14 protein-coding genes are annotated in these 18472 nt (G+C 64.3%); 7 read left to right on the top strand and 7 right to left on the bottom strand.

The genetic code is table 11. The annotated features are described in order from the left end of the window. Position 1: 1 nt before the first annotated feature. Positions 2-1141: an ABC transporter permease gene (locus EV663_RS06530; RefSeq protein ID WP_132950988.1), complete on the bottom strand. Its 1140-nt coding sequence runs from the start codon at positions 1139-1141 to the stop codon at positions 2-4. A 241-nt stretch (positions 1142-1382) separates the two neighbouring features. Between EV663_RS06530 and EV663_RS06525 the strand changes: the two genes are divergently transcribed. Together EV663_RS06525 and EV663_RS06520 are read left to right on the top strand one after the other, a co-directional pair. Further along, positions 1383-3308 (top strand): monovalent cation:proton antiporter-2 (CPA2) family protein, encoded by a 1926-nt coding sequence (locus tag EV663_RS06525; protein WP_132950987.1) that lies wholly within the window; start codon positions 1383-1385, stop codon positions 3306-3308. 458 nt (positions 3309-3766) lie between these two features. Next, on the top strand, positions 3767-4837 hold the full coding sequence (locus EV663_RS06520; RefSeq protein ID WP_243697889.1) for a cytochrome-c peroxidase: 1071 nt from the start codon (positions 3767-3769) through the stop codon (positions 4835-4837). A 37-nt stretch (positions 4838-4874) separates the two neighbouring features. On the opposite strand, the gene EV663_RS06515 is transcribed toward EV663_RS06520, so the two are convergent. The 6 genes from EV663_RS06515 to EV663_RS06490 all read right to left on the bottom strand — a co-directional run bounded on the left by EV663_RS06515 (position 4875) and on the right by EV663_RS06490 (position 13459). Further along, a complete protein-coding gene (locus tag EV663_RS06515; protein ID WP_132950986.1) occupies positions 4875-5930 on the bottom strand; it encodes a DUF1513 domain-containing protein in 1056 nt (351 codons plus the stop codon). Beyond that, complete coding sequence (locus EV663_RS06510) at positions 5920-7005, bottom strand: imelysin family protein (protein WP_132950985.1); 1086 nt, start codon at positions 7003-7005, stop codon at positions 5920-5922. Before EV663_RS06510 ends, EV663_RS06515 begins: the two co-directional genes overlap by 11 nt. After that, positions 7002-8423 carry a di-heme oxidoreductase family protein gene (locus EV663_RS06505; RefSeq protein ID WP_243697888.1) on the bottom strand — a complete coding sequence of 474 codons (1422 nt, stop codon included), beginning with the start codon at positions 8421-8423 and terminating at the stop codon, positions 7002-7004. Before EV663_RS06505 ends, EV663_RS06510 begins: the two co-directional genes overlap by 4 nt. 76 nt (positions 8424-8499) lie before the next feature. After that, positions 8500-9780: an imelysin family protein gene (locus EV663_RS06500; RefSeq protein WP_132950983.1), complete on the bottom strand. Its 1281-nt coding sequence runs from the start codon at positions 9778-9780 to the stop codon at positions 8500-8502. 667 nt (positions 9781-10447) lie between these two features. After that, the gene (locus tag EV663_RS06495; RefSeq protein WP_207904403.1) at positions 10448-12472 is read right to left on the bottom strand and encodes a calcium-binding protein; all 2025 of its coding nucleotides are present in this window, start codon (positions 12470-12472) and stop codon (positions 10448-10450) included. Positions 12473-13162: 690 nt separating this feature from the next. After that, the gene (locus tag EV663_RS06490; RefSeq protein WP_132950981.1) at positions 13163-13459 is read right to left on the bottom strand and encodes a hypothetical protein; all 297 of its coding nucleotides are present in this window, start codon (positions 13457-13459) and stop codon (positions 13163-13165) included. Positions 13460-13621: 162 nt separating this feature from the next. Here EV663_RS06490 and EV663_RS06485 point away from each other — a divergent pair, with 162 nt between their 5' ends. The 5 genes from EV663_RS06485 (at position 13622) to EV663_RS06465 (ending at position 18460) form a co-directional block, all read left to right on the top strand. Further along, the gene (locus EV663_RS06485; RefSeq protein ID WP_132950980.1) at positions 13622-14179 is read left to right on the top strand and encodes a hypothetical protein; all 558 of its coding nucleotides are present in this window, start codon (positions 13622-13624) and stop codon (positions 14177-14179) included. 48 nt (positions 14180-14227) lie between these two features. Beyond that, the gene (locus tag EV663_RS06480) at positions 14228-14857 is read left to right on the top strand and encodes a ribonuclease HII (protein ID WP_132950979.1); all 630 of its coding nucleotides are present in this window, start codon (positions 14228-14230) and stop codon (positions 14855-14857) included. Between the two features lie 104 nt (positions 14858-14961). After that, entirely contained in the window at positions 14962-16065 is a 1104-nt protein-coding gene (locus tag EV663_RS06475; RefSeq protein ID WP_132950978.1) for a site-specific DNA-methyltransferase, read from the top strand. A gap of 241 nt (positions 16066-16306) precedes the next feature. After that, on the top strand, positions 16307-17743 hold the full coding sequence (locus tag EV663_RS06470; protein ID WP_132950977.1) for a cytochrome P450: 1437 nt from the start codon (positions 16307-16309) through the stop codon (positions 17741-17743). A gap of 78 nt (positions 17744-17821) precedes the next feature. Then, entirely contained in the window at positions 17822-18460 is a 639-nt protein-coding gene (locus tag EV663_RS06465; protein WP_132950976.1) for an NAD(P)-dependent oxidoreductase, read from the top strand. Positions 18461-18472 lie beyond the last annotated feature (12 nt).

Below are 18472 nucleotides of genomic sequence, written 5' to 3'. Positions count from 1 at the left end.
CTCAGATCCCGATCCTCTGGAAAAAGATGGAAAACAGCGCATCGGCCAGGATCACCGCAAAGATCGCGGCCACGACCGCCGACGATGTCATCCGCCCCAACGATTCCGCCGTCTTGCCCACGCCAAGTCCCGCCTGGCACCCGATAACCCCGATCAGCACCGCGAAAACCGGTGCCTTGACCAGGCCGACAATGACATGCTCGACATCCGTGCCTTCCACCAGCCGGGTCACGAACATTGCCGGCGAGATGCCCAGTTCCACCCAGGACATCAGCGCCCCCCCGAACAGTCCCGAGAGATTCGCGATCAGGCCCAGGATAGGCAGCATCACCACCATGGCCAGAACCCGCGGCACGATCAGCGCGTGACCAGGATCGATCCCGAGGGTGTGCATCGCGTCGATTTCCTCGCGCATCTTCATCGAGCCGATGGCCGCGGTAAAGGCCGAGGCCGTGCGCCCCGCCACGATGATCGCGGTCAACAGGATACCCAGCTCGCGCAGGATCGAGATCGCGATCAGGTCCACGACAAAGACCTCGGCCCCGAACTGGCGAAGCTGCGCCGACCCCTGGAAGGCGAGGACGATACCGATCAGGAACGCCATGAGAGCGACGATCGGAACCGCCTGAACGCCGACCGCCTCGCAATGGTGGACCAGTGCGGTCAGCCGAAACCGGCGCGGCCTCAGCACGGATTGGACCAGCCGGGCGAGAAAAAGCCCCAGAATGCCCGCGAACTCCACCAGTGCCGAGCCAAGGCCGGTCATTGCCTTGCCCAGCCCCGTCAAAAGGGCAATCAGGGCGCCGGGCGGCGCCGGGACAGGTTCGGGTACGGGCATCGCCTCGGCAACGGTGTCCAGAAGATTGGCAAGGTCCGGCGCGGCCCCCTTGATCTCGACCGTGCCGCCCGCGTCAACCAGCTTGCGGCGGGTGGTCTCGATCACCCAGGCGATCGAGGTATCGATCATGTCAGCCTGCGACAGGTCGATAACGACGCGGGGGGCGGCAACGACCCCTGCGAGCCGGGCTTGGATCTCGGCAAGATTGTCGATCCCCACCCGGCCGGCAAAACGCAGGTGCTGCGCCTCGCCCGCGTTTTCGATATCCAGTGCCGCGGGGCCGGGATGTGTTCTGTCCGTCATCGCCACTATCCTCGTCTCGCGCGCAGTCTAGATCGGCCGGGGCGGAATGTTCACCCCTCCCGCCGTCGCGGGCGCTTTGCCGACCGGGCGGTGTGGTGCAGGGATGACAGGTTCGCGGATAGGCTGCCGTGCCGGTGACGGGATTTGACTTGCCGCGGGCGGGACAGTCGCTAGTTTGGCGCAATGCCTGAAAGGTGAGACACCGCGCCACGCGGGGCCGTGGCCGCAAGGGGGCGGATGGATGGACGTATTCCTTTTCCAGACCACGCTTTATCTCGGGGCAATCGTGCTGTTGGTGCCGATCGCCTCGCGGCTGGGTCTTGGGTCGGTGTTGGGCTATCTGCTGATCGGCATCCTGTTCGGTCCGGTTCTCGGCCTGACCGGGTCCGAGATGGATAGCCTGCGCCATTTCGCCGAGATCGGCGTGGTGATGATGCTGTTCCTGATCGGGCTCGAACTTGAGCCGCGCGTGCTTTGGGCGATGCGGGACAAGCTGATCGGGCTGGGCGGGTTGCAGGTCTTGATAACCTTGGCATTGATCACGATCGCGGCGATCGCATTCGGCCAGGAATGGCGCGCGGGGCTGGCGATGGGGATGATCTTTGCGCTGTCCTCGACCGCGATCGTGTTGCAGACCCTGTCCGAGAAAAAGCTGATGAACACGCCCGGAGGGCGCAGCGCGTTTTCCGTACTGCTGATGCAGGACATCGCGGTGATCCCGATGCTGGCGGTCATGCCCTTTCTCGCGATCGATGGCGCAGGACACGGGAACGTGGTCGGGGATCACGGCCCTGTCAGCCTGATTGCCGAGTTGCCGGCCTGGGGCGTTACCCTGGTGACGCTGGGCGCGGTGATGGGAACGGTTCTGGCCGGCCACTACCTCGTGCGGCCGCTTTTTCGATTTGTCCAGGCCGCGCGGCTTCGCGAACTCAACACCGCGATGGCGCTGGTGATCGTGGGCGGCATCGCCTCGGTGATGCTGATGGTGGGGCTTTCGCCCGCGCTCGGAACTTTTCTCGCGGGCGTGGTTCTGGCCAATTCCGAATTCCGGCACGAGCTGGAAAGCTCGATCGAACCTTTCAAGGGTCTTTTGCTGGGCCTGTTCTTCATCACCGTGGGCGCGGGGATGGATTTTTCCTTTGTGCGCGAGGCGCCTGTCATGGTGCCGGTCTACGTGACCGGCCTTGTCCTGATCAAGGTGGCGGTTCTTTACATGCTGGCATTGCTTTTCCGGCTGGATCGCGACAATCGCTGGCTGTTCACGCTGGGACTGGCCCAAGCGGGCGAGTTCGGTTTCGTTCTCAGCGCCTTTGCCGCCTCTCAGAGCATCCTGCCGCAGAATGTCGCGAACTTGGCGAACCTCGTGATCGCGCTGTCGATGCTGATCACGCCCGCACTGTTCATCATGCACCAGGTGATGGTGCGCTTGCGTCAGCGCCCGGATGGCGAACGGCCCGACCATGACCATATCGAGGAACGCCACCCGGTCATCATAGCGGGCATGGGGCGGTTCGGTCAGACGGTCAACCGCATCGTGACCATGATGGGGTGCGCCACGACCGTTGTCGATCACGATCTAAGGGTGGTCCAGAGGATGCGACGCCTCGGGTTCAAGACCTATTTCGGCGATCCCACGCGGCCCGAACTGCTGGCCTCTGCCGGGATCGAGACCGCCGAGGTTCTGGTTGTCTGCCTTGGCGACCCAGTCGCCTCGGCCAAGCTGGTCGCCCATGCCCGCCGGGTGCGGCCCGACCTGTTCATAATCGCCCGTGCGCGAGACCGCGTGAACGCATATGAATTGTTGCGCGCCGGGGCCGATGACGTGGTGCGAGAACTGTTCGACAGCGCGCTGCGCACCGGGCGGAGCGTGATCGAAAGGTCGGGCCTGACCCCGGTCGAGGCCGAGAATGCCACGCGCACCTTCTTTGAATTCGACCGCGCGGCGCTGCGTGATCTCTCGCGGGTCTGGAAACCGGGCGTGCCGCTGGAGGATAACGCCGAACACATGGCCATGCACAAGGCCCTGGGCGAGGAGCTGGCAAGCGCGCTGGCCGAGGCGCCGCTGCGCGAGGCCTTTCCACGACGCCATGGCGACAGCACCCCGATAGCGGCGATCCTCGCCGAAGAGCCGGAAATCCAGCACTCCCGTAACGCGCAGGGGCAATGAATCGGCCCATCCTATCGCCACTTTGCCCTGGTCATGGCGCGCCGGTATACCGTCAATCGTCCGCCATGGTCCCCGGGGTAAGCCGGCGCCGGGCCCTCCTGTCAGGGACGTTGCCGCCTGGTCCGACGCAAGAACCATATGTAGAGGTGGACAAACCACAAGTCACAATGTGAGGGCGTAAGCGGTGCGGTATGCGAACACGGAATGGCACCCCCTGGTTTCCAGCCCGATCAAGGACTTGTCTGTCGGGCCGCCGAGGGGACGCTGACCGGCCAGCCCCCCCCGTGCGCTGATACATGGTATCCCGAAAATCAGGTTGCCTTGCCTCGGCTCATGCGTTCGGTCATATACCTGACTATCTATGTCGGAAAAACGTCATGCGCATGTCGATCGCCATCAGGTCTGTTCTCGCCGCTCTGCCTGTCGCGTTGGTTCTTGGTAGCCCATCAGCCGGGAGCATGTCTGAACAGGTGCCCCAGACGCCCGAGGCGCTTGGCGCGCGGCTGTTCTTCGATGTCAACCTCTCGGCCAACCGGACGCAGGCCTGCGCGAGTTGTCACAACCCCGACTACGGCTTTGCCGATCCGCGCGGCATGGCCTCGCCCGGCGATGACGGGGTGTCGCTGGGCGACCGCAACGCGCCCACGGCCAGCTATGCGGCGCTGATCCCGACTTTCCACCGCGGCGAAGATGGCGAATGGATCGGTGGGCAGTTCCTGGACGGCCGCGCCGCCACGCTTGAGGATCAGGCCGCCGGCCCGCCGCTGAACCCGATCGAGATGGGCATGCCTGACAGGGCATCCGTTGTCGCGCGCCTGCGCGAAGACCCGGTCTATATGGCGGCCTTTCCCGCGCTTTATGGCAGGGGCGTGCTGGATGACGCCGAGGCCGGCTATACGGCCATGACCCGCGCAATCGCCGCCTTCGAACGGACCGAGATGTTCGCGCCGTTCGATTCCAAATACGACCGCTGGCTGCGGGGCGAGGCGGAACTGACCCAGGAGGAAGAGCTTGGCCGCCTGCTGTTCTTTTCGGAGCAGTTCACCAATTGCGCGGAGTGTCACAAGCTGGCCGAGACCGAGATGGACCCGGCCGAGACCTTTACCGATCACAGCTATCACAATATCGGAACGCCCGAAAACCGTACCCTGCGCGAGATGAACGGTGTACCGCTGGGCACGATCGACGGCGGGCTTTTCGATAACCCGGGTGTTGATGATCCGGCCCAGCGTGGCAAGTTCCGCACGCCGACTCTGCGCAATGTCGCGGTGACCGCGCCTTACATGCATAACGGGGTTTTTCAGGACCTGCGTACCGTCATCCTGTTCTACAACACCTACAATACGAAGTCACAGGCGCGGAAGATCAACCCCGAGACCGGTGAACCCTTCGGCCCGCCGCCGGTGCCCGAGACTGTGTCGCTGGAACAGTTGGAAATCGGTCCCGCCCTCGACGACCAGCGGATTGATGCGCTGGTTGCCTTCCTGGAAACGCTGACCGATGCCCGGTACGAGGATCTTCTGGATTAGCGCCGGCCCCCTCGTCTGATCTGCCCGGCCCTGTCGCCTATCCGACCGCCATTCCGTGATTGTCGAATTCGTGCCGGGGCAGCGTCTCGATCCGCCTGCCATTCAGATCCAGCAATGTGAAGCCGGACGCCGCCGACAGGCCCGGGCCAAGGGCCACGGCGCCGGCGCCCTCCATCCGCCGCACCCCGATGGCCCGTGGCCCGTCCAGGCACAGGGCCACGCCGGTTTCCTTGGACGAGACAACGGCCCGCCCGCCATGCGCGGCAACCGAGGACACATAGCCGCCAAGCGCGGCCTCGGGGTCCAGCTTTTGCACGCGATCGCCCTCGACCAGCCATAGCACGGCCTCGCCCATCGCGCGGTCCCGGCTCTTGATCTGGCCGCCGATATAAAGCCGCCTTTGGTCATCCATCGCCAGATGGCGCAGCGATATACCCTCGGTTCCCGGCCAGTAGCCAAGCGGCGTCAGGTCGCCCCGCGCGAAATCCAGCATCACGATCTGACTGCGAAAGTCATGCAGGTTCAGCGGCGTTCGGCCATAGGCGGGGTGGGTCTCCAGGCCACCAAGCGCGACGTGAAAGATGTCGCGATCCGGCTGGCGGGCGATTTCGTGCGGGCCCGGCCCCGGCAAGGCGATCTGCCCGATCCGGCGAAACGCGCCAGTGGTTTCGTAGACCCCGATCCCGCCTTGCAGGGTCTCAAGATCGTTTTCGGTCACCAGCAGATATCGGCCATCGCGGGTAAAGGCGCCGTGGCCAAAGAAATGACGGTCGGCCGGGGCGGTCACGATCGACAGTATCTCTAGCGTTTCGGTATCGACCAGCGCGAAACGATCGCCCGGACGGCGCGGAAAGACCGCCAACCGGCGCCCATGCCCGGCCATGCCATGGGCGCGGAAATCGAGCGGCGCCTGCCCCAGCCGCGCGCCGCTGGCGGAAAAGAAGCTGGCCCGGCTCAGGCCCGACTCGGCCGAGGTCTCGACACCCACATAGACCGCCTGCTCTGCCGGTTGCCCCAGCGCACCGCGGCAGCAGACCACGCCCAGCCCCATGGCGAGGCCGCGTAGAACCTGTCGTCTTGTTTCAATCGCCATCGGCAGAGGTGAACCCGGTTGTGAGACCGATGGATTGCGGCAGACCGGTCTTGAGATAGGTTTCGTGATACAGCGTCAGTTCGCCGAAGCTGCGCAATTCTGCCGCCATGGCGCCGTCTTCGGCGACGATCTCGACAAGGCTGCGCGGCTCGAGCGCCAAGGCATCCGCGATGCTGCCGGCAGTTTTGCCCAGCATGTGGTATTCGCTCGTGCCGCTGAGCTCGGTCGTCATGTCGAAAAACCCGTAGGGCAGTTTGTAAAGGTCAGCCAGCGCGCGGAAACCGGCCTGGATGCTGGCAAGCCCCAGACCGCTGTCCACCGCCTCGGTCCGTTCGGGATGCGCCTCTCCGGGCGCTTGCCCCAGCCCGCGCTGGATCTTGAACTTGCGCAACCGGTCGGCATGGACGACTGCCCCGGCCAGAAGCTCCCGGATCAGATCGTCGACCGAGGCATAGCGGGCATTCCCGTCGATGGCCGTGTCGTACTCGGCGCGGAACGCCGCACCCGGGGTCCATGCCGCCACGAAGCTGCCCGCCAGATCGGCCTGATAGGCGCCGATGGCCCCCGCGAGGTCGCATTCATAGGTGCCGGGCGCGAGGTCGTGGTAAAGCAGATCCTCCAGCGCGGTCAGGTTCACAAGCGCGATCGAGCGGCCCTGAAGCCCGCCCTCGGCCAGAAGCCCCCGGTCTTGCGCGCGCACCGCCATCTGCACGGCGCGGCGGGCAAAGCCTTTGGGGTCGGGCCAGAGCTGCAGGCGCATCGGTCCCTCTTCGGCCATGACCGGGCCGATCTGGATGATGCTGATCCGCTGCCAGGCAAGGAAGCTGTCCTCGAATGCCGCGTGGACCGGGGCAATCGGTCCGGTGCCGCTGCAATAGGCGTCGAGCGCCTCGGTCATCTCCGTCGCCGCTTCGGCATAGTCGCGATAACCGGGCAGGACGAAGTCGTCCGCCGTCGTGATCAGCCCCTGTTGCAGCAGGGCGGCGTCCGCGGTGTCGAGCCGGGATTCGGCGGCCAGCGGTCCGGCGGTCAAGGCCGAGAGACAGGCGGCGACGATGAGGTGTTTTCGGCTCATAGGCTCTCCAGGAAACGCAAGATCTTGGCGCGCTCTTCGGCGCGGAAGGCGGCAAATGTATCACGAGCGGTGAGGGCCTCGCCCCCGTGCCAGAGAATCGCCTCCTCCAGCGAGCGCGCGCGACCGTCGTGCAAGAAGAAGGTGTGACCGTTCACCACCTCGGTCAAGCCGATGCCCCAGAGCGGTGGCGTGCGCCATTCGGCGGCCTCTGCCCCGCCGGTCGGGGTGGCGTCGGCGAGGCCGGCACCCATGTCATGCAGCAGGAAATCGCTGTAGGGCCAGATCAACTGGTTGCGCCGTTCGCGGGGCGCGTCGGCGGCGGTGGCGAATTTCGGCACATGGCAGGCGGTGCAGCGGGCCTTGTAGAATAATTCCTTGCCCGCCAGAACGTCCCTGTCGTCCACGTCGCGACGCGCCGGAACCGCCAGGTTGGCAGCATAGAAGGTCACCAGATCGAGCAGGTCGTCGGTCACTTCCGGCCCGTCATTCTCGTCCCCGTGGATCGCGCCGCGGCACGCGGTCTGGGCCGCGGTGCAATCGCCGTGCGGGGCGGGAAACAGGCTGGTCGACAGCCCCATGTCGTTGTGAAAGGCAACGGCCGACTGGTCGCGGATCGTGCCTTCCGTCGCCTTCCATCCGAAACGGCCCAGCACGCGGCCCCCGGCGCCCGCCAGCCAGTGGGCGCGGCCCGAGATGCCGTCGCCATCGGCATCGGCCGGGTCGGCATGGGCCAGGATGGCTGCCTCCGGGATCGCCTCGAACAGGCCCAGCCCGATCATCGGCGGCGCGATCCTCGGGTTCAGGGCAACGCCGTCCGAAAGCGCCGCATCGGGGGTGTAGACAGGCTTGCGCAGCATGACGGTCGTGCCATCGGGATAGGTGAATGGCACGGGCCGGTACCTGACGCGGACCTTGCCCTCGGCTGCCATGCCGGGCACGGCCTGGTCCTGGAACTGGAGCCCGTAGACCGGGTCGGGGTTGCCGTGCGCATCGCTCAGCGAAAACAGCATCGACACCATGTTGCCGTCACCCGGCGCCGGCGGGTGGCCGCGCCCGTCCTTGACATGGCAGCCCTGGCAGGAACGTGCGTTGAACAGCGGCCCCAGCCCGTCCGAGGCCAGCGTCGAGGACGGCGCGACCACCCAGGCGCGGTCGAACACCCCGTTGCCCAGGAAGAAGTCGCCGCGCTCCTCGAAGCTCAGCGCAGCCGAGGGCAGGGAAAAGGCGTTCCGGTCGAAACGGCTGCGGTTGGTGCCGCTGCCGCCTTGCAGGTGTTCGTGAGGTTCTGCCGCGCCGAAGTCCTGCGTGGATGCCACGATACGGGCTTTGCGGTCGGCTGGCGTTTCGAAGGCTGTAACGGGCGATCCCGGCACAAGGGTCAGGCCGCAAAGTAACAGAAAGGATGCAGGGATTTTCAAGGCAGGCTCAATGATTGCGGAGGGGCCGGAAATACTGCCCCTCCGTTGTTTCAGGCGTTTGACGGCTGACCGAGGGTTACTCGAACACCGCCGTGGGGTTGTCGAGGCTATCTGATCCCTCGACCGAGATGTCAGAGGCATCAAGCGCGGCCACCAGATCCTCGAAGGCCCGGGTCTGGTCGACCAGCGCGTCGATTGCGGCCTGCACGATGGCGTTGCCCGCGTCATTGCCATAGCCGATCATCTGATCGTAGGCCTCGACCCCGCTGTCGGCACGCTCCTTCATCGCCCCCATCGCGGCCATGGTCGCCTCAAGCCGGGCCGTCACGACGGCGTCAACCTCGGGATTGACCGACTGAGCAAGGCCCGCGAGCGAAGGCACCTCCATCACCGACCCGTCGGGGCGTTCGTAGCGGCCGAGATAGACGTTCTGGATGCCCTGTGCGTCGTAGTAATGCGAATTGTGGGTGTTGTCGGCAAAGCAGTCATGCTCTTCCTCGGGGTCGTGCAGGATCAGGCCCAGCTTCATCCGCTCGCCCGCCAGTTCGCCATAGCTGAGCGAGCCCATGCCGGTCAGGATCGTGGCCAGCCCCTCGGCGTCGGATTGCGCCGCCAGATCGGCGCGCGCGGCGCCATCCTCGCCCCAGGCGGCCACGATATCCTGAAGGTCCGTGACCAGCAGATCCGAGGCCGCGGCAAGGTAATCCGCGCGCCGGTCGCAGGGCGCGTTGGTGCAGCCATCCCCTTGCACGAAATCGGTGTAGGGGCGCGCGCCGGCGCCGGGGCCGGTGCCGTTCGTATCCTGCCCCCAAAGCAGGAATTCGATGGCGTGATAGCCGGTGGCAACGTTCGCCTCGATTCCGTCGATCTCGTGCAACTCCTGCAACAGCGCGGGCGTGATCTCGGCCGCGTCGATCTCTTGTCCGCCGACGGTCAGGGTGGGGTTGGCGATGAGATTTGCGCGGAAAAACCCGTTTTCCTCGCTGGTTTCGCCATAGGCCCCGGTATCGACATAATCGATCAATCCCTCGTCCAGCGGCCAGGCGTTCACCTTGCCTTCCCAGTCGTCCACCACCGCATTGCCGAAGCGGTAGACCTCGGATTGCTGGTAGGGCACCCGCGCGGTCAGCCAGGCGTTTTTGGCCGACTGATGGGTCTCGGCGCTGGGGGCGGCAATGAAGGCGTCGATGGCGGCGTCCAGCGCCTGCGCGGCGGCCAGGCTGTCGGAATACTTGGCCAGTGCCAGATCGGCATAGCCGTCGATCACCTCGCGCGCCGATTGCGCCTGGGCGGCGCCAGCCGCCGCAAGAGAACCGGCAACGAGGCTGATGCGCAGAGACAACGTGATAGACGTCATGGGGGGCTCCTGTTCGCGTGAGGTTGCGTCATTTTATCGCAAATTAAATTACTCAACTTTTTGCCTGTCGCAATAGGAGAGTTTTTTTATCAGTTATTGCGCTGGCTATGGTTCTGTTGCACTCGGACGCCACGCAGCGGGTTCGCAGGGTGCGTAGAGGGAAACCAAGGTTCTAATACTAAAGTATTTTATGCTCTGGTTTTCTTGGGGGTGCAGAAGGGTGCCAACCTCGGACCCAGGCGGCATTCCCATGCTGGCCCCAAGCCCCCGGGAAGGTTTTGAACATGAGAAACGGACCGCCCTCTTGCTGGCTGGGGCTGACGATGCCCCGTGACCCCGCGTAAAATCGAACGACCTGCGGCCTGCTCTTGGCGGGCCTTTTCATGCCCAGCGGCATGGCGCGGACTGCGCATTATTTTGATTTCGATGCGCATGCTTATGCTGGCGCGCAATGCGGGGGTTCTGACAACCAATTGTTTTGAAATAATACTTCGCTTATTGCCTGGTCGCCAGAACGAATGCGTTGATGCCCTAAGAGCAATAACTCTGTGCATGGCCCATGTCGGCGACATGGCTGGCGATGGGCGTTGCGCAAGATTTCGGGACGACCGCGGCGGGGCGCCGGCAATGACGCCGGCCCGCCCGTCCCTTGGTGCAGGGCCTGCCCTCAGGCAAAGATGATGGTGTCGCCGGTCAGGTCCGCCAAGGTCAGGCCCTCGCCCAGAATGTCGATCCTGTGGCCGTCATAGGCGATACGAACGCCGCCCGCGATCTGGGTCATCTCCAGCGCGTCGAGACTGCCCTGTGCGCCGTTGCCGCCGTTATCAACGCCGCGCAACAGCAGGCTATCGACCCCCACCTCGAAATCCTCGATCATGTCGATACGCAGATGGGCCAGTGCATCGAAGTTGAAATTGAACTGGTCCGCCCCCGCCCCGCCGACCAGCGTGTCATTGCCGTCGCCACCGCTGAGCGTGTCGTTGCCCGCCCCGCCGCGTATGATGTCGTCGCGACCGCCACCGGTCAGGAAATCGTCGCCGCTGCCGCCATGGATCGTATCGTTGCCAAGGCCGCCCGATACGGTATCCGCGCCACCGCCAACCTCGATCATGTCGGCCCCGGCCAGCCCAGAGACGATCTCGGCAGAGGGGGATCCGGTGATCCAATCGGCCTGGGTCGTGCCCTCGATCTCGATGACCGTCGCCGGCTCTCCGGCCTTTTCCGGGCGGCCTGTCTTATCGATGGCGACCATGACGATCTGGAAGTCCTGGGTGATCGGCACGCTCAGCGTGTCGCCCGCCAGCACGGTTTCGACGTCGGCCAATACGCCCTCTTCGTAGATGCCGGTCACGTCTTGCCGCCCTTGGGGGGCGGTGACGCCGGTTGTGGCCGTGACAGAGGTTGCCGTGACCGTGCCGACGGTTTCGAGGGGGGCAAGCGCGATCTCGACGTTGACGCCCGCCTCGGGGATGTCGTTGCTTGCCAGGAACAGGATGGCGGTGTCGTCATTTTCAAACGCGTAGACCATCACGGGGTCGTCGCGTGTGTTGTCTTGGTAGCCCTCCAGCAGGGACAACCCCACGAGGTTTTCGGCCATCAACTGGATCGTGGCCCCGGCAGGTGTCAGCAACATGCCCTCGGCCGTGTCGTAGCTGACAGTGCTGAGGTTGGTTACCGACACGCCCCAGAACGCGCCTGCATCCATCCCCAGCCCGTGCATCGTCGCGAACAGTTCCAGGTAGGCGCTGGCTGCCTCTGCACCGTAATCCTCGTGGTCTAGATCGACAAAGGCGGGGTCGACAGCCGCAGTGCCGATGGTCATCGAGGACACGAACAGTTCCAGTTGCGCGGGATCGCCCCCTGCGGCTGCGACATCCTGTGACCAGTCCGAAAAATAGTCGGCGCGGTTTTCCCAGTTCGTCTGACCGTAATCGTCGGGATGCGCCGCCGGGTTGTCCTCGGCCCGGTTGATCGCGTCGAAATTCAGAGGAAGGGCGTGAAAGATCAGGCTGTCGATCGCGACCAGTGCCGCATCCGACATTTCCGCCCGGATCGCAAGGTCATCATCGGCGTCATACCCCATCTGCACCGCGATATCGATTTCTGCCCCGACCTGGTTTATCGTGGGCGAGGTCAGCGCCTGTTCGATCACGAGGACAAATCGGTTGGCGATCTCGCCGTAAAGGCCGGGATTCTCGGCAAAGACGTCGTAGCCGCGGTGTTCGTTGCCGATCTCGATGGTGAACTGCGCGGGCAGCGGCCCATAGGTACCCGACAAAAGATCGGCCATGAAGGCGGCAAGATCGGCCTCGCCCTGTTCGATATCGCCGGCATAGCGCACAGTCGGCACGATCATGGCGAAGTACAGATCGTTTTCCACCGCGTAGGCCAGTGTATCGGTCAGGTCGGGCCGCACCCTGTCGGGGTCGGGATTGTAAAGCTGCGTACCGTCGAACAGGCCATCGATATCAAGGCCATAGACGTCGTCGCGGGTCTCGGCCAGTGTACCGCCCGGCCAGCGCAGTGTTGTCAGGTTCATCGCGGTGAATTGTTCGTCGAACGCGCCAAAGCCGGTATAGCCGGTCTGGACGGCGCCGAACTCTTCTGCCGCGACCGGCCCGGTTCCCGTCACGGGCATGCCGAAAGCTACCTCGATCGCGACAGGTGTCGTTTCATCCGTTTCGTTGCCCATTCCCATCCCCCGCAAGGCAGCGTTCCCCAAGCCCCGGAAAGATGACCGTTCTGCCGGGGTTGCGTATCCGTCCCTGCCCAGGGGCGGTGGACCGACGATGCCGATCCTGTCCCCTCAACCCCTGGCGATGGCTGCTGATCCTCGGATGGCGCACATGACCGAGCCTGAGGGCACAAGCACCCCGTTCAGAGATGCAGGAAACGGCACGGCGCAAATGCACTGTCCGTCACGGCAACATGTGCGGCCATCCCCCATGGCCAACAGACAACGCCCCCCAGCAAGGCAACCACAGTCTACGTTCGAGCGGGCGACTGGAAAAAGTAAAATTTGTCACGATTTGGGTTTTTCCATGTCCGTGGAGCGGTCGCCTCGCGGGGCTTTCTGCGTGTTATTCGCCTTGATTGTTTCACTTTGTCGAACGGTGAGAATGAGGCGCCTAGCGGGACCGGCATGAAATGCTGGTGCGTGACGGGTTTCGCTGTTTGGTCTTGGCTCGCGCCGGGTTTGGCGTTTCGAAATCAAGAACGACAAATTTGACGGAACTGCGTCAGGTCGGGGGGCAGCCTCCGGTCGTGTTGTCCACATCTCGGCGGCAATAGGGGCGGTCAGGCAAGACTGTCCCCTTTGGGGCGGCGCTGCGGCGACGAATCGGTCGGCTGCTTGCAGAGCGCGGTCAAAGCGGGGTCTCAGTCAGTATTTGAGAAAGTAGTCTCCCGCGCTGGACCTGCGATCGGCCAGACCGTCGGAGTCGAAAATCGACATCACGTTCAACAGTTGCCACCCGTCGCGCCCGATCCTGTAATCGATCTCGCGCGCTGCGGTGCCGCGGTCGGCGCAGGCGGTATCGGGCAACTCGATCACTCCGTAATGCAGCCGCAGGGGGTTGTTCTGCCTTGCCTTGTAATCGGCATAGCATCCGGCAGCGGCCTGACCGGCCAGGGCAAGGGGCACGAACATGGCCGCGACAAGTGTCAGAAGGCGAGACATGGATGCTACCTTGGGTTAGCGCGCGGCACAGTTCAATACCAACCGCCCACGCGGTGCAAACAAGCGGAACCTGGCCAAAGGTGGTAAGGGATTGTTGCCTTTCCATGATCACTTGGCAAAGGATGTAGGCATATGCAGGCCGCAGGAGTGAAAGGAACTCCCATGATCCCGATCCGCATCGCCCTTTTGCCGCTTGCTGCGGCGCTCGGTATAGGTGCCATTCCTGGTCTGGCCGATGCGCCGCCGGATAACGGGGCGGTTTTGTTGGTGGCGGGGACGACGGGCGAGGGGCAGGAAATCGTCCCCTGGCCTTTCCTGCCCGACGGGGCAAGCCCGCCCGAGGCTCCGGCCGCGCCGCTTGTCTCGCCCCATCGTGTCTTTCCACATTCCGGGGTGAATAATACCCCGGCGCCTGCGCCCGGTGCCGATCCCGGGGCAGGGGCCACATGGCCGAACGTGATCGTACCCGCGCCGTCCGACGATACCGGGCCCGCCTTTCCCGAAAGACGCCGCCCCCGGTCGATACCGGACGAGTGTGTCAAGACCGTCCAGACCAAGCGCGGCCCGCGCCGCGTCGCCACCGGGGAATGCCTGGCGGGGGCGGGTCTTTTCAACCTGCCCGATATCTGTCTTGTCCCCGAGAACCGCGTCGAGAGCGGCAATCGTAAGGTCTATAACCTGCGCTGCCTGAACCGGTATGGTTACGGTGTGGCCGACTGACTGGTTCGGGCTTGTGTTCGGGGGGCTTCGGCGTTTGAGTGACGCCTCATGACCGCGCCCCGACCCGATTTCAGCCTGGAAAGCGATGCGCGCGCCCAAGGGGCGCGCGTCATCGTCGGCGTTGACGAGGTCGGTCGCGGCCCCCTGGCCGGTCCGGTAACGGCGGCGGCGGTGCGGCTGAACCCCTTGTGCCTGCCGCCGGGGTTGAACGATTCAAAGAAACTGACCGCATCGCGGCGCGTGGCTCTTGCGGCGGATATCCGGGCGGTGGCCGAGGTCTCTCTCGCCCATGCCAGCGTAGAGGAAATCGACAGGCTGAACATTCTTCGGGCGACCCACCTTGCGATGTGCCGCGCGATCGCGGGGCTGTCCACGCCCCCCGATCTTGCACTGATCGACGGCAATCGCTTGCCGCGCGATCTGCCCTGCCGGGGTTTGGCCGTGGTCAGGGGCGACGCCCGCAGCCTGTCGATAGCGGCGGCCTCTATCGTGGCCAAGGTCGCCCGCGACGCGATCATGGCGGCGCTTGCGCAACAGTTTCCCGGTTATGGTTGGGCGGCTAATGCCGGTTACCCGACAAAGGCGCATCTACAGGCGCTTCGAGATATTGGGGTCAGCCCACACCATAGGCGTTCGTTCAGGCCGGTGCACAACATCTTGTGCAAGGAAAATCTGTAACTGACTGATTCAAAAAAGAAATTGACGGCGAATCGCCTTTGACTCACATTTGGCCCCAATACGCGACGCCGGATCACCGGCGCGAACAGAGGCAGTGAGACACCATGACCACGATCAAGGGGGGGCGTGCGCTCCCGCTCAATACGATTTTGTCCGGCGATTGCATCGAGCAGATGAACAGCCTGCCCGAGGCCAGCGTTGATCTGGTATTCGCCGATCCCCCCTACAACCTTCAACTGAAGGGCGAGTTGCATCGCCCCGACAATTCCCGCGTCGACGCGGTGGATGATCACTGGGACCAGTTCGACAGTTTCGCCGCCTATGACCGCTTTACCCGTGACTGGTTGGCAGCGGCGCGGCGGGTGCTCAAGCCCAATGGCGCGATCTGGGTGATCGGCAGCTATCACAACGTTTTTCGCATGGGTGCCGAGTTGCAGAACCAGGGCTATTGGATTCTCAATGACGTGGTCTGGCGCAAGTCCAACCCGATGCCGAATTTCCGCGGCAAGCGGCTGACCAACGCGCACGAGACGCTGATCTGGGCCTCCAGGGCCGAGGGGGCAAAATATACCTTCAACTACGAGGCGCTGAAATCGCTTAACGAAGGTGTGCAGATGCGCTCAGACTGGGTGCTGCCGATCTGCACCGGGCATGAGCGGCTCAAGGATGACAAGGGCGACAAGGCCCACCCGACGCAGAAACCCGAAAGCCTGCTGCACCGGGTTCTCGTGGCCACCACCAATCCCGGCGACGTGGTGCTGGACCCGTTCTTTGGCACCGGTACGACGGGTGCCGTGGCCAAGATGCTAGGCCGTGATTTCATCGGGATCGAGCGCGAGGAACGCTATCGCAAGATTGCCGAGGAACGGTTGTCGCGCGTGCGCCGGTTCGACCGCGAGGCGCTGATGGTGTCTTCGTCGAAACGGGCCGAACCACGCGTGCCATTCGGTCAGCTTGTCGAGCGCGGCATGTTGCGCCCCGGCGAGGTCCTGGTCTCGCCGCGCGGCAAGACCGCCAAGGTGCGCGCCGATGGCACGCTCGTGGGCGATGCGATGACCGGCTCGATCCACCAGGTCGGCGCGGCGCTGGAAGGTGCGCCCTCTTGTAATGGCTGGACCTATTGGCATTTCAAGCGCGACGGCAAGACGGTGCCGATCGACGTTCTGCGACAGCAGATCCGTTCAGAGATGTCCGGCCGTCCCCACTGACAAGTTTCCATTCGACCGCCTGTGCCCGCGACCCTCGTCGCGGCACGACCTTGCCCCGCCACCCGAGTGGCGGGGTCTTTTCGTTGGGCGGGGCCGCGATGCGATGATCGGCCGACCGTGCCGGTCGCGCCAATTGGAATAGGAGTAGGAATAGATCTAAACATATGAAATGTTTGACCTAAAGTGGTATCATAGGTCAATGTCGCAGGGCGCGGAATGCAACTGTAAAACGAGGTTGAGAATGACGAGCGATACTTTCGTGGAGGCCGATCCCGCCCAGGCTGGCTGTCCCTTTGCCCGGCCCCAGCCGGTCAAGCCGCCGGCCCGCCCCGGCCGGTTGACGCCGCGCGTCGTGCTGCGCCTGTTACGCCAGGACATCCTGGCCGCGCAGCCCCAGCGCCTTTTCCGCGCCTGGATGGCCGAGTTCCGCTCGCCCTTTTTCACCTCGTTCCTGTGCAACGACCCTGACATAGTTGATAAGGTTCTGACCCGCCGGCCCCGCGATTTCCCCAAGTCGATGCGGCTTTTCAAGGGGCTGACGCCACTCTTGGGGCATTCGATCTTCATCACCAATGGCCGCGAATGGGAACGTCAGCGCCGCATCATCGATCCGGCCTTCGACGGCGGCCGTATTCGCGACGTCTTCCCCGTGATGTGGGATTCGACGCGTGCGGGTGTTGCGCGGTTGAAACCGTTGGCCGATGGCCGCCCTCTGGATGTCGAGGCACAGACCAGCCATATCGCGCTGGACGTGATCTTTCGCGCGTTGTTTTCACTACCCGTCGAAAGCGACACGGCGATGGCCACGTTCGAGGCGTTTCGCGCGCATCAGGCCTCGCGCCCGATGATCAATACCGGCACGCTCTTGCCCTTGCCGCGCTGGATGCCGGGGCTGCATTCGCGCGGCACGACACGCACCGCGCGCCAGATCCGCGGTCTGATCCGCGGCCTCGTCGATGCCCGTGCCGCCGAGATCGCCGCAGGCACCGCGCCCGACGACCTGGCAACCCGCATCATGACTACCGCCGACCCCGAGGATGGCAGCCGCTTTACCCCCGAGGAAATGGTCGACCAGGTCGGGATTTTCCTGTTGGCGGGCCATGAAACCAGTGCCGCGGCCCTGGCCTGGGCGCTGTACCTGCTGGCATTGTTCCCCGACTGGCAGGATCGTGTCGCCGCCGAGGCGGCAGAGGTGATCGAGCCTGACCAGATGGATTTCGGCGTGCTGACAAGGTTGAAACTGTCTCGTGCCGTTTTCCGGGAATCGATGCGCCTATACCCGCCGGTCCCGATGTATCTGCGCGAAACCACGGCCAAGGAACAGTTCCGCGGACGTGACGTGCCCAAGGGCGCGCAGATCGTCATCAGCCCCTGGCACCTGCACCGGCATGAACGTATCTGGGACCGGCCCGACGATTTCGACCCCGGCCGCTGGGACACACCCGAGGGCCGCGAAAGCATGCGCCAGGCCTATATCCCGTTCTCGGCCGGGCCCAGGGTCTGCCCCGGTGCCGCCTTCGCGATGGCCGAGGGGCCGCTGATCCTGTCGGAACTGCTGCGTCATTACCGGGTGGGTCTGGTCGAGGGGCGCGAGCCGATGCCGGTGGCGCAATTGACGGTGCGCGGCCAGGACGGCATCTGGCTGACCTTCACACCGCGTGGCCCCTCGATTTCGTAAGCGTCATCGGTTTCGTGATCGCATCCCGCCCTCGGATTCGGGGGCGGGCACCCTATCTGGGGGGCAGGAGGTGACATCATGAAACTACTGGTTATCGGGGCAAGCAAGGGTATCGGCCTGGAAACCGTGCGCTACGCGCTGGACCGCGGACACGAGGTGCGCGCCTTTGCCCGGTCCGCGGAAAAGATCGGCATCGACGATACCGGGCTGGAACGGCGCACGGGCGATGCGCTGGACGCGGCGGATGTAGGCGCGGCGGTCAAGGATGTGGACGCGGTAATCGTGGCGCTGGGCATCGCCAAGACGCCACAGGCGTTGGTCCGGCCCACGACATTGTTTTCCGAGGCGACCGAAATCCTGCTGCCCGCGATGAAGACGGCAGGCGTGAACCGGTTGCTTGTCGTGACCGGCTTTGGTGCCGGCGACAGCCGCGCGGCGATGAGCACGGTCGAAAAGCTGGGCTTCAAGCTGGTCTTCGAACGGGCCTATGCCGACAAGACCAAGCAGGAAGAGATGATCCGCGCCTCGGGGCTGGACTGGACAATCGCGCGGCCCGGCATCCTGACCGATGGCAAGCCCACCCATGCCTACGAGGTGCAGGTTGACCCCGCCACCTGGCATAATGGCCTGATCGCGCGTGGGGACGTGGCGCATTTCCTTGTTCACGCCGCCGAGGATAACGCCCATATCGGGCAGGCGCCGGTTCTGACGCGCTAACCGGTCTGTGTC

The organism is Rhodovulum bhavnagarense (genome assembly GCF_004343505.1).
Taxonomy (GTDB): Bacteria; Pseudomonadota; Alphaproteobacteria; order Rhodobacterales; family Rhodobacteraceae; genus Rhodovulum; species Rhodovulum bhavnagarense.
The sequence above is the reverse complement of the archived record's forward strand: the minus strand, read 5'-3'. Positions and strand labels throughout refer to the sequence as shown.

Bases quoted from the DNA above. Each gene is read 5' to 3' on its own strand.
- EV663_RS06530 (WP_132950988.1), bottom strand. From the start codon at position 1,141: ATGACGGACAGAACACATCCCGGCCCCGCGGCACTGGATATCGAAAAC.
- EV663_RS06525 (WP_132950987.1), top strand. From the start codon at position 1,383: ATGGACGTATTCCTTTTCCAGACCACGCTTTATCTCGGGGCAATCGTG.
- EV663_RS06520 (WP_243697889.1), top strand. From the start codon at position 3,767: ATGTCTGAACAGGTGCCCCAGACGCCCGAGGCGCTTGGCGCGCGGCTG.
- EV663_RS06515 (WP_132950986.1), bottom strand. From the start codon at position 5,930: ATGGCGATTGAAACAAGACGACAGGTTCTACGCGGCCTCGCCATGGGG.
- EV663_RS06510 (WP_132950985.1), bottom strand. From the start codon at position 7,005: ATGAGCCGAAAACACCTCATCGTCGCCGCCTGTCTCTCGGCCTTGACC.
- EV663_RS06500 (WP_132950983.1), bottom strand. From the start codon at position 9,780: ATGACGTCTATCACGTTGTCTCTGCGCATCAGCCTCGTTGCCGGTTCT.
- EV663_RS06495 (WP_207904403.1), bottom strand. From the start codon at position 12,472: ATGGGCAACGAAACGGATGAAACGACACCTGTCGCGATCGAGGTAGCT.
- EV663_RS06490 (WP_132950981.1), bottom strand. From the start codon at position 13,459: ATGTCTCGCCTTCTGACACTTGTCGCGGCCATGTTCGTGCCCCTTGCC.
- EV663_RS06485 (WP_132950980.1), top strand. From the start codon at position 13,622: ATGATCCCGATCCGCATCGCCCTTTTGCCGCTTGCTGCGGCGCTCGGT.
- EV663_RS06480 (WP_132950979.1), top strand. From the start codon at position 14,228: ATGACCGCGCCCCGACCCGATTTCAGCCTGGAAAGCGATGCGCGCGCC.
- EV663_RS06475 (WP_132950978.1), top strand. From the start codon at position 14,962: ATGACCACGATCAAGGGGGGGCGTGCGCTCCCGCTCAATACGATTTTG.
- EV663_RS06470 (WP_132950977.1), top strand. From the start codon at position 16,307: ATGACGAGCGATACTTTCGTGGAGGCCGATCCCGCCCAGGCTGGCTGT.
- EV663_RS06465 (WP_132950976.1), top strand. From the start codon at position 17,822: ATGAAACTACTGGTTATCGGGGCAAGCAAGGGTATCGGCCTGGAAACC.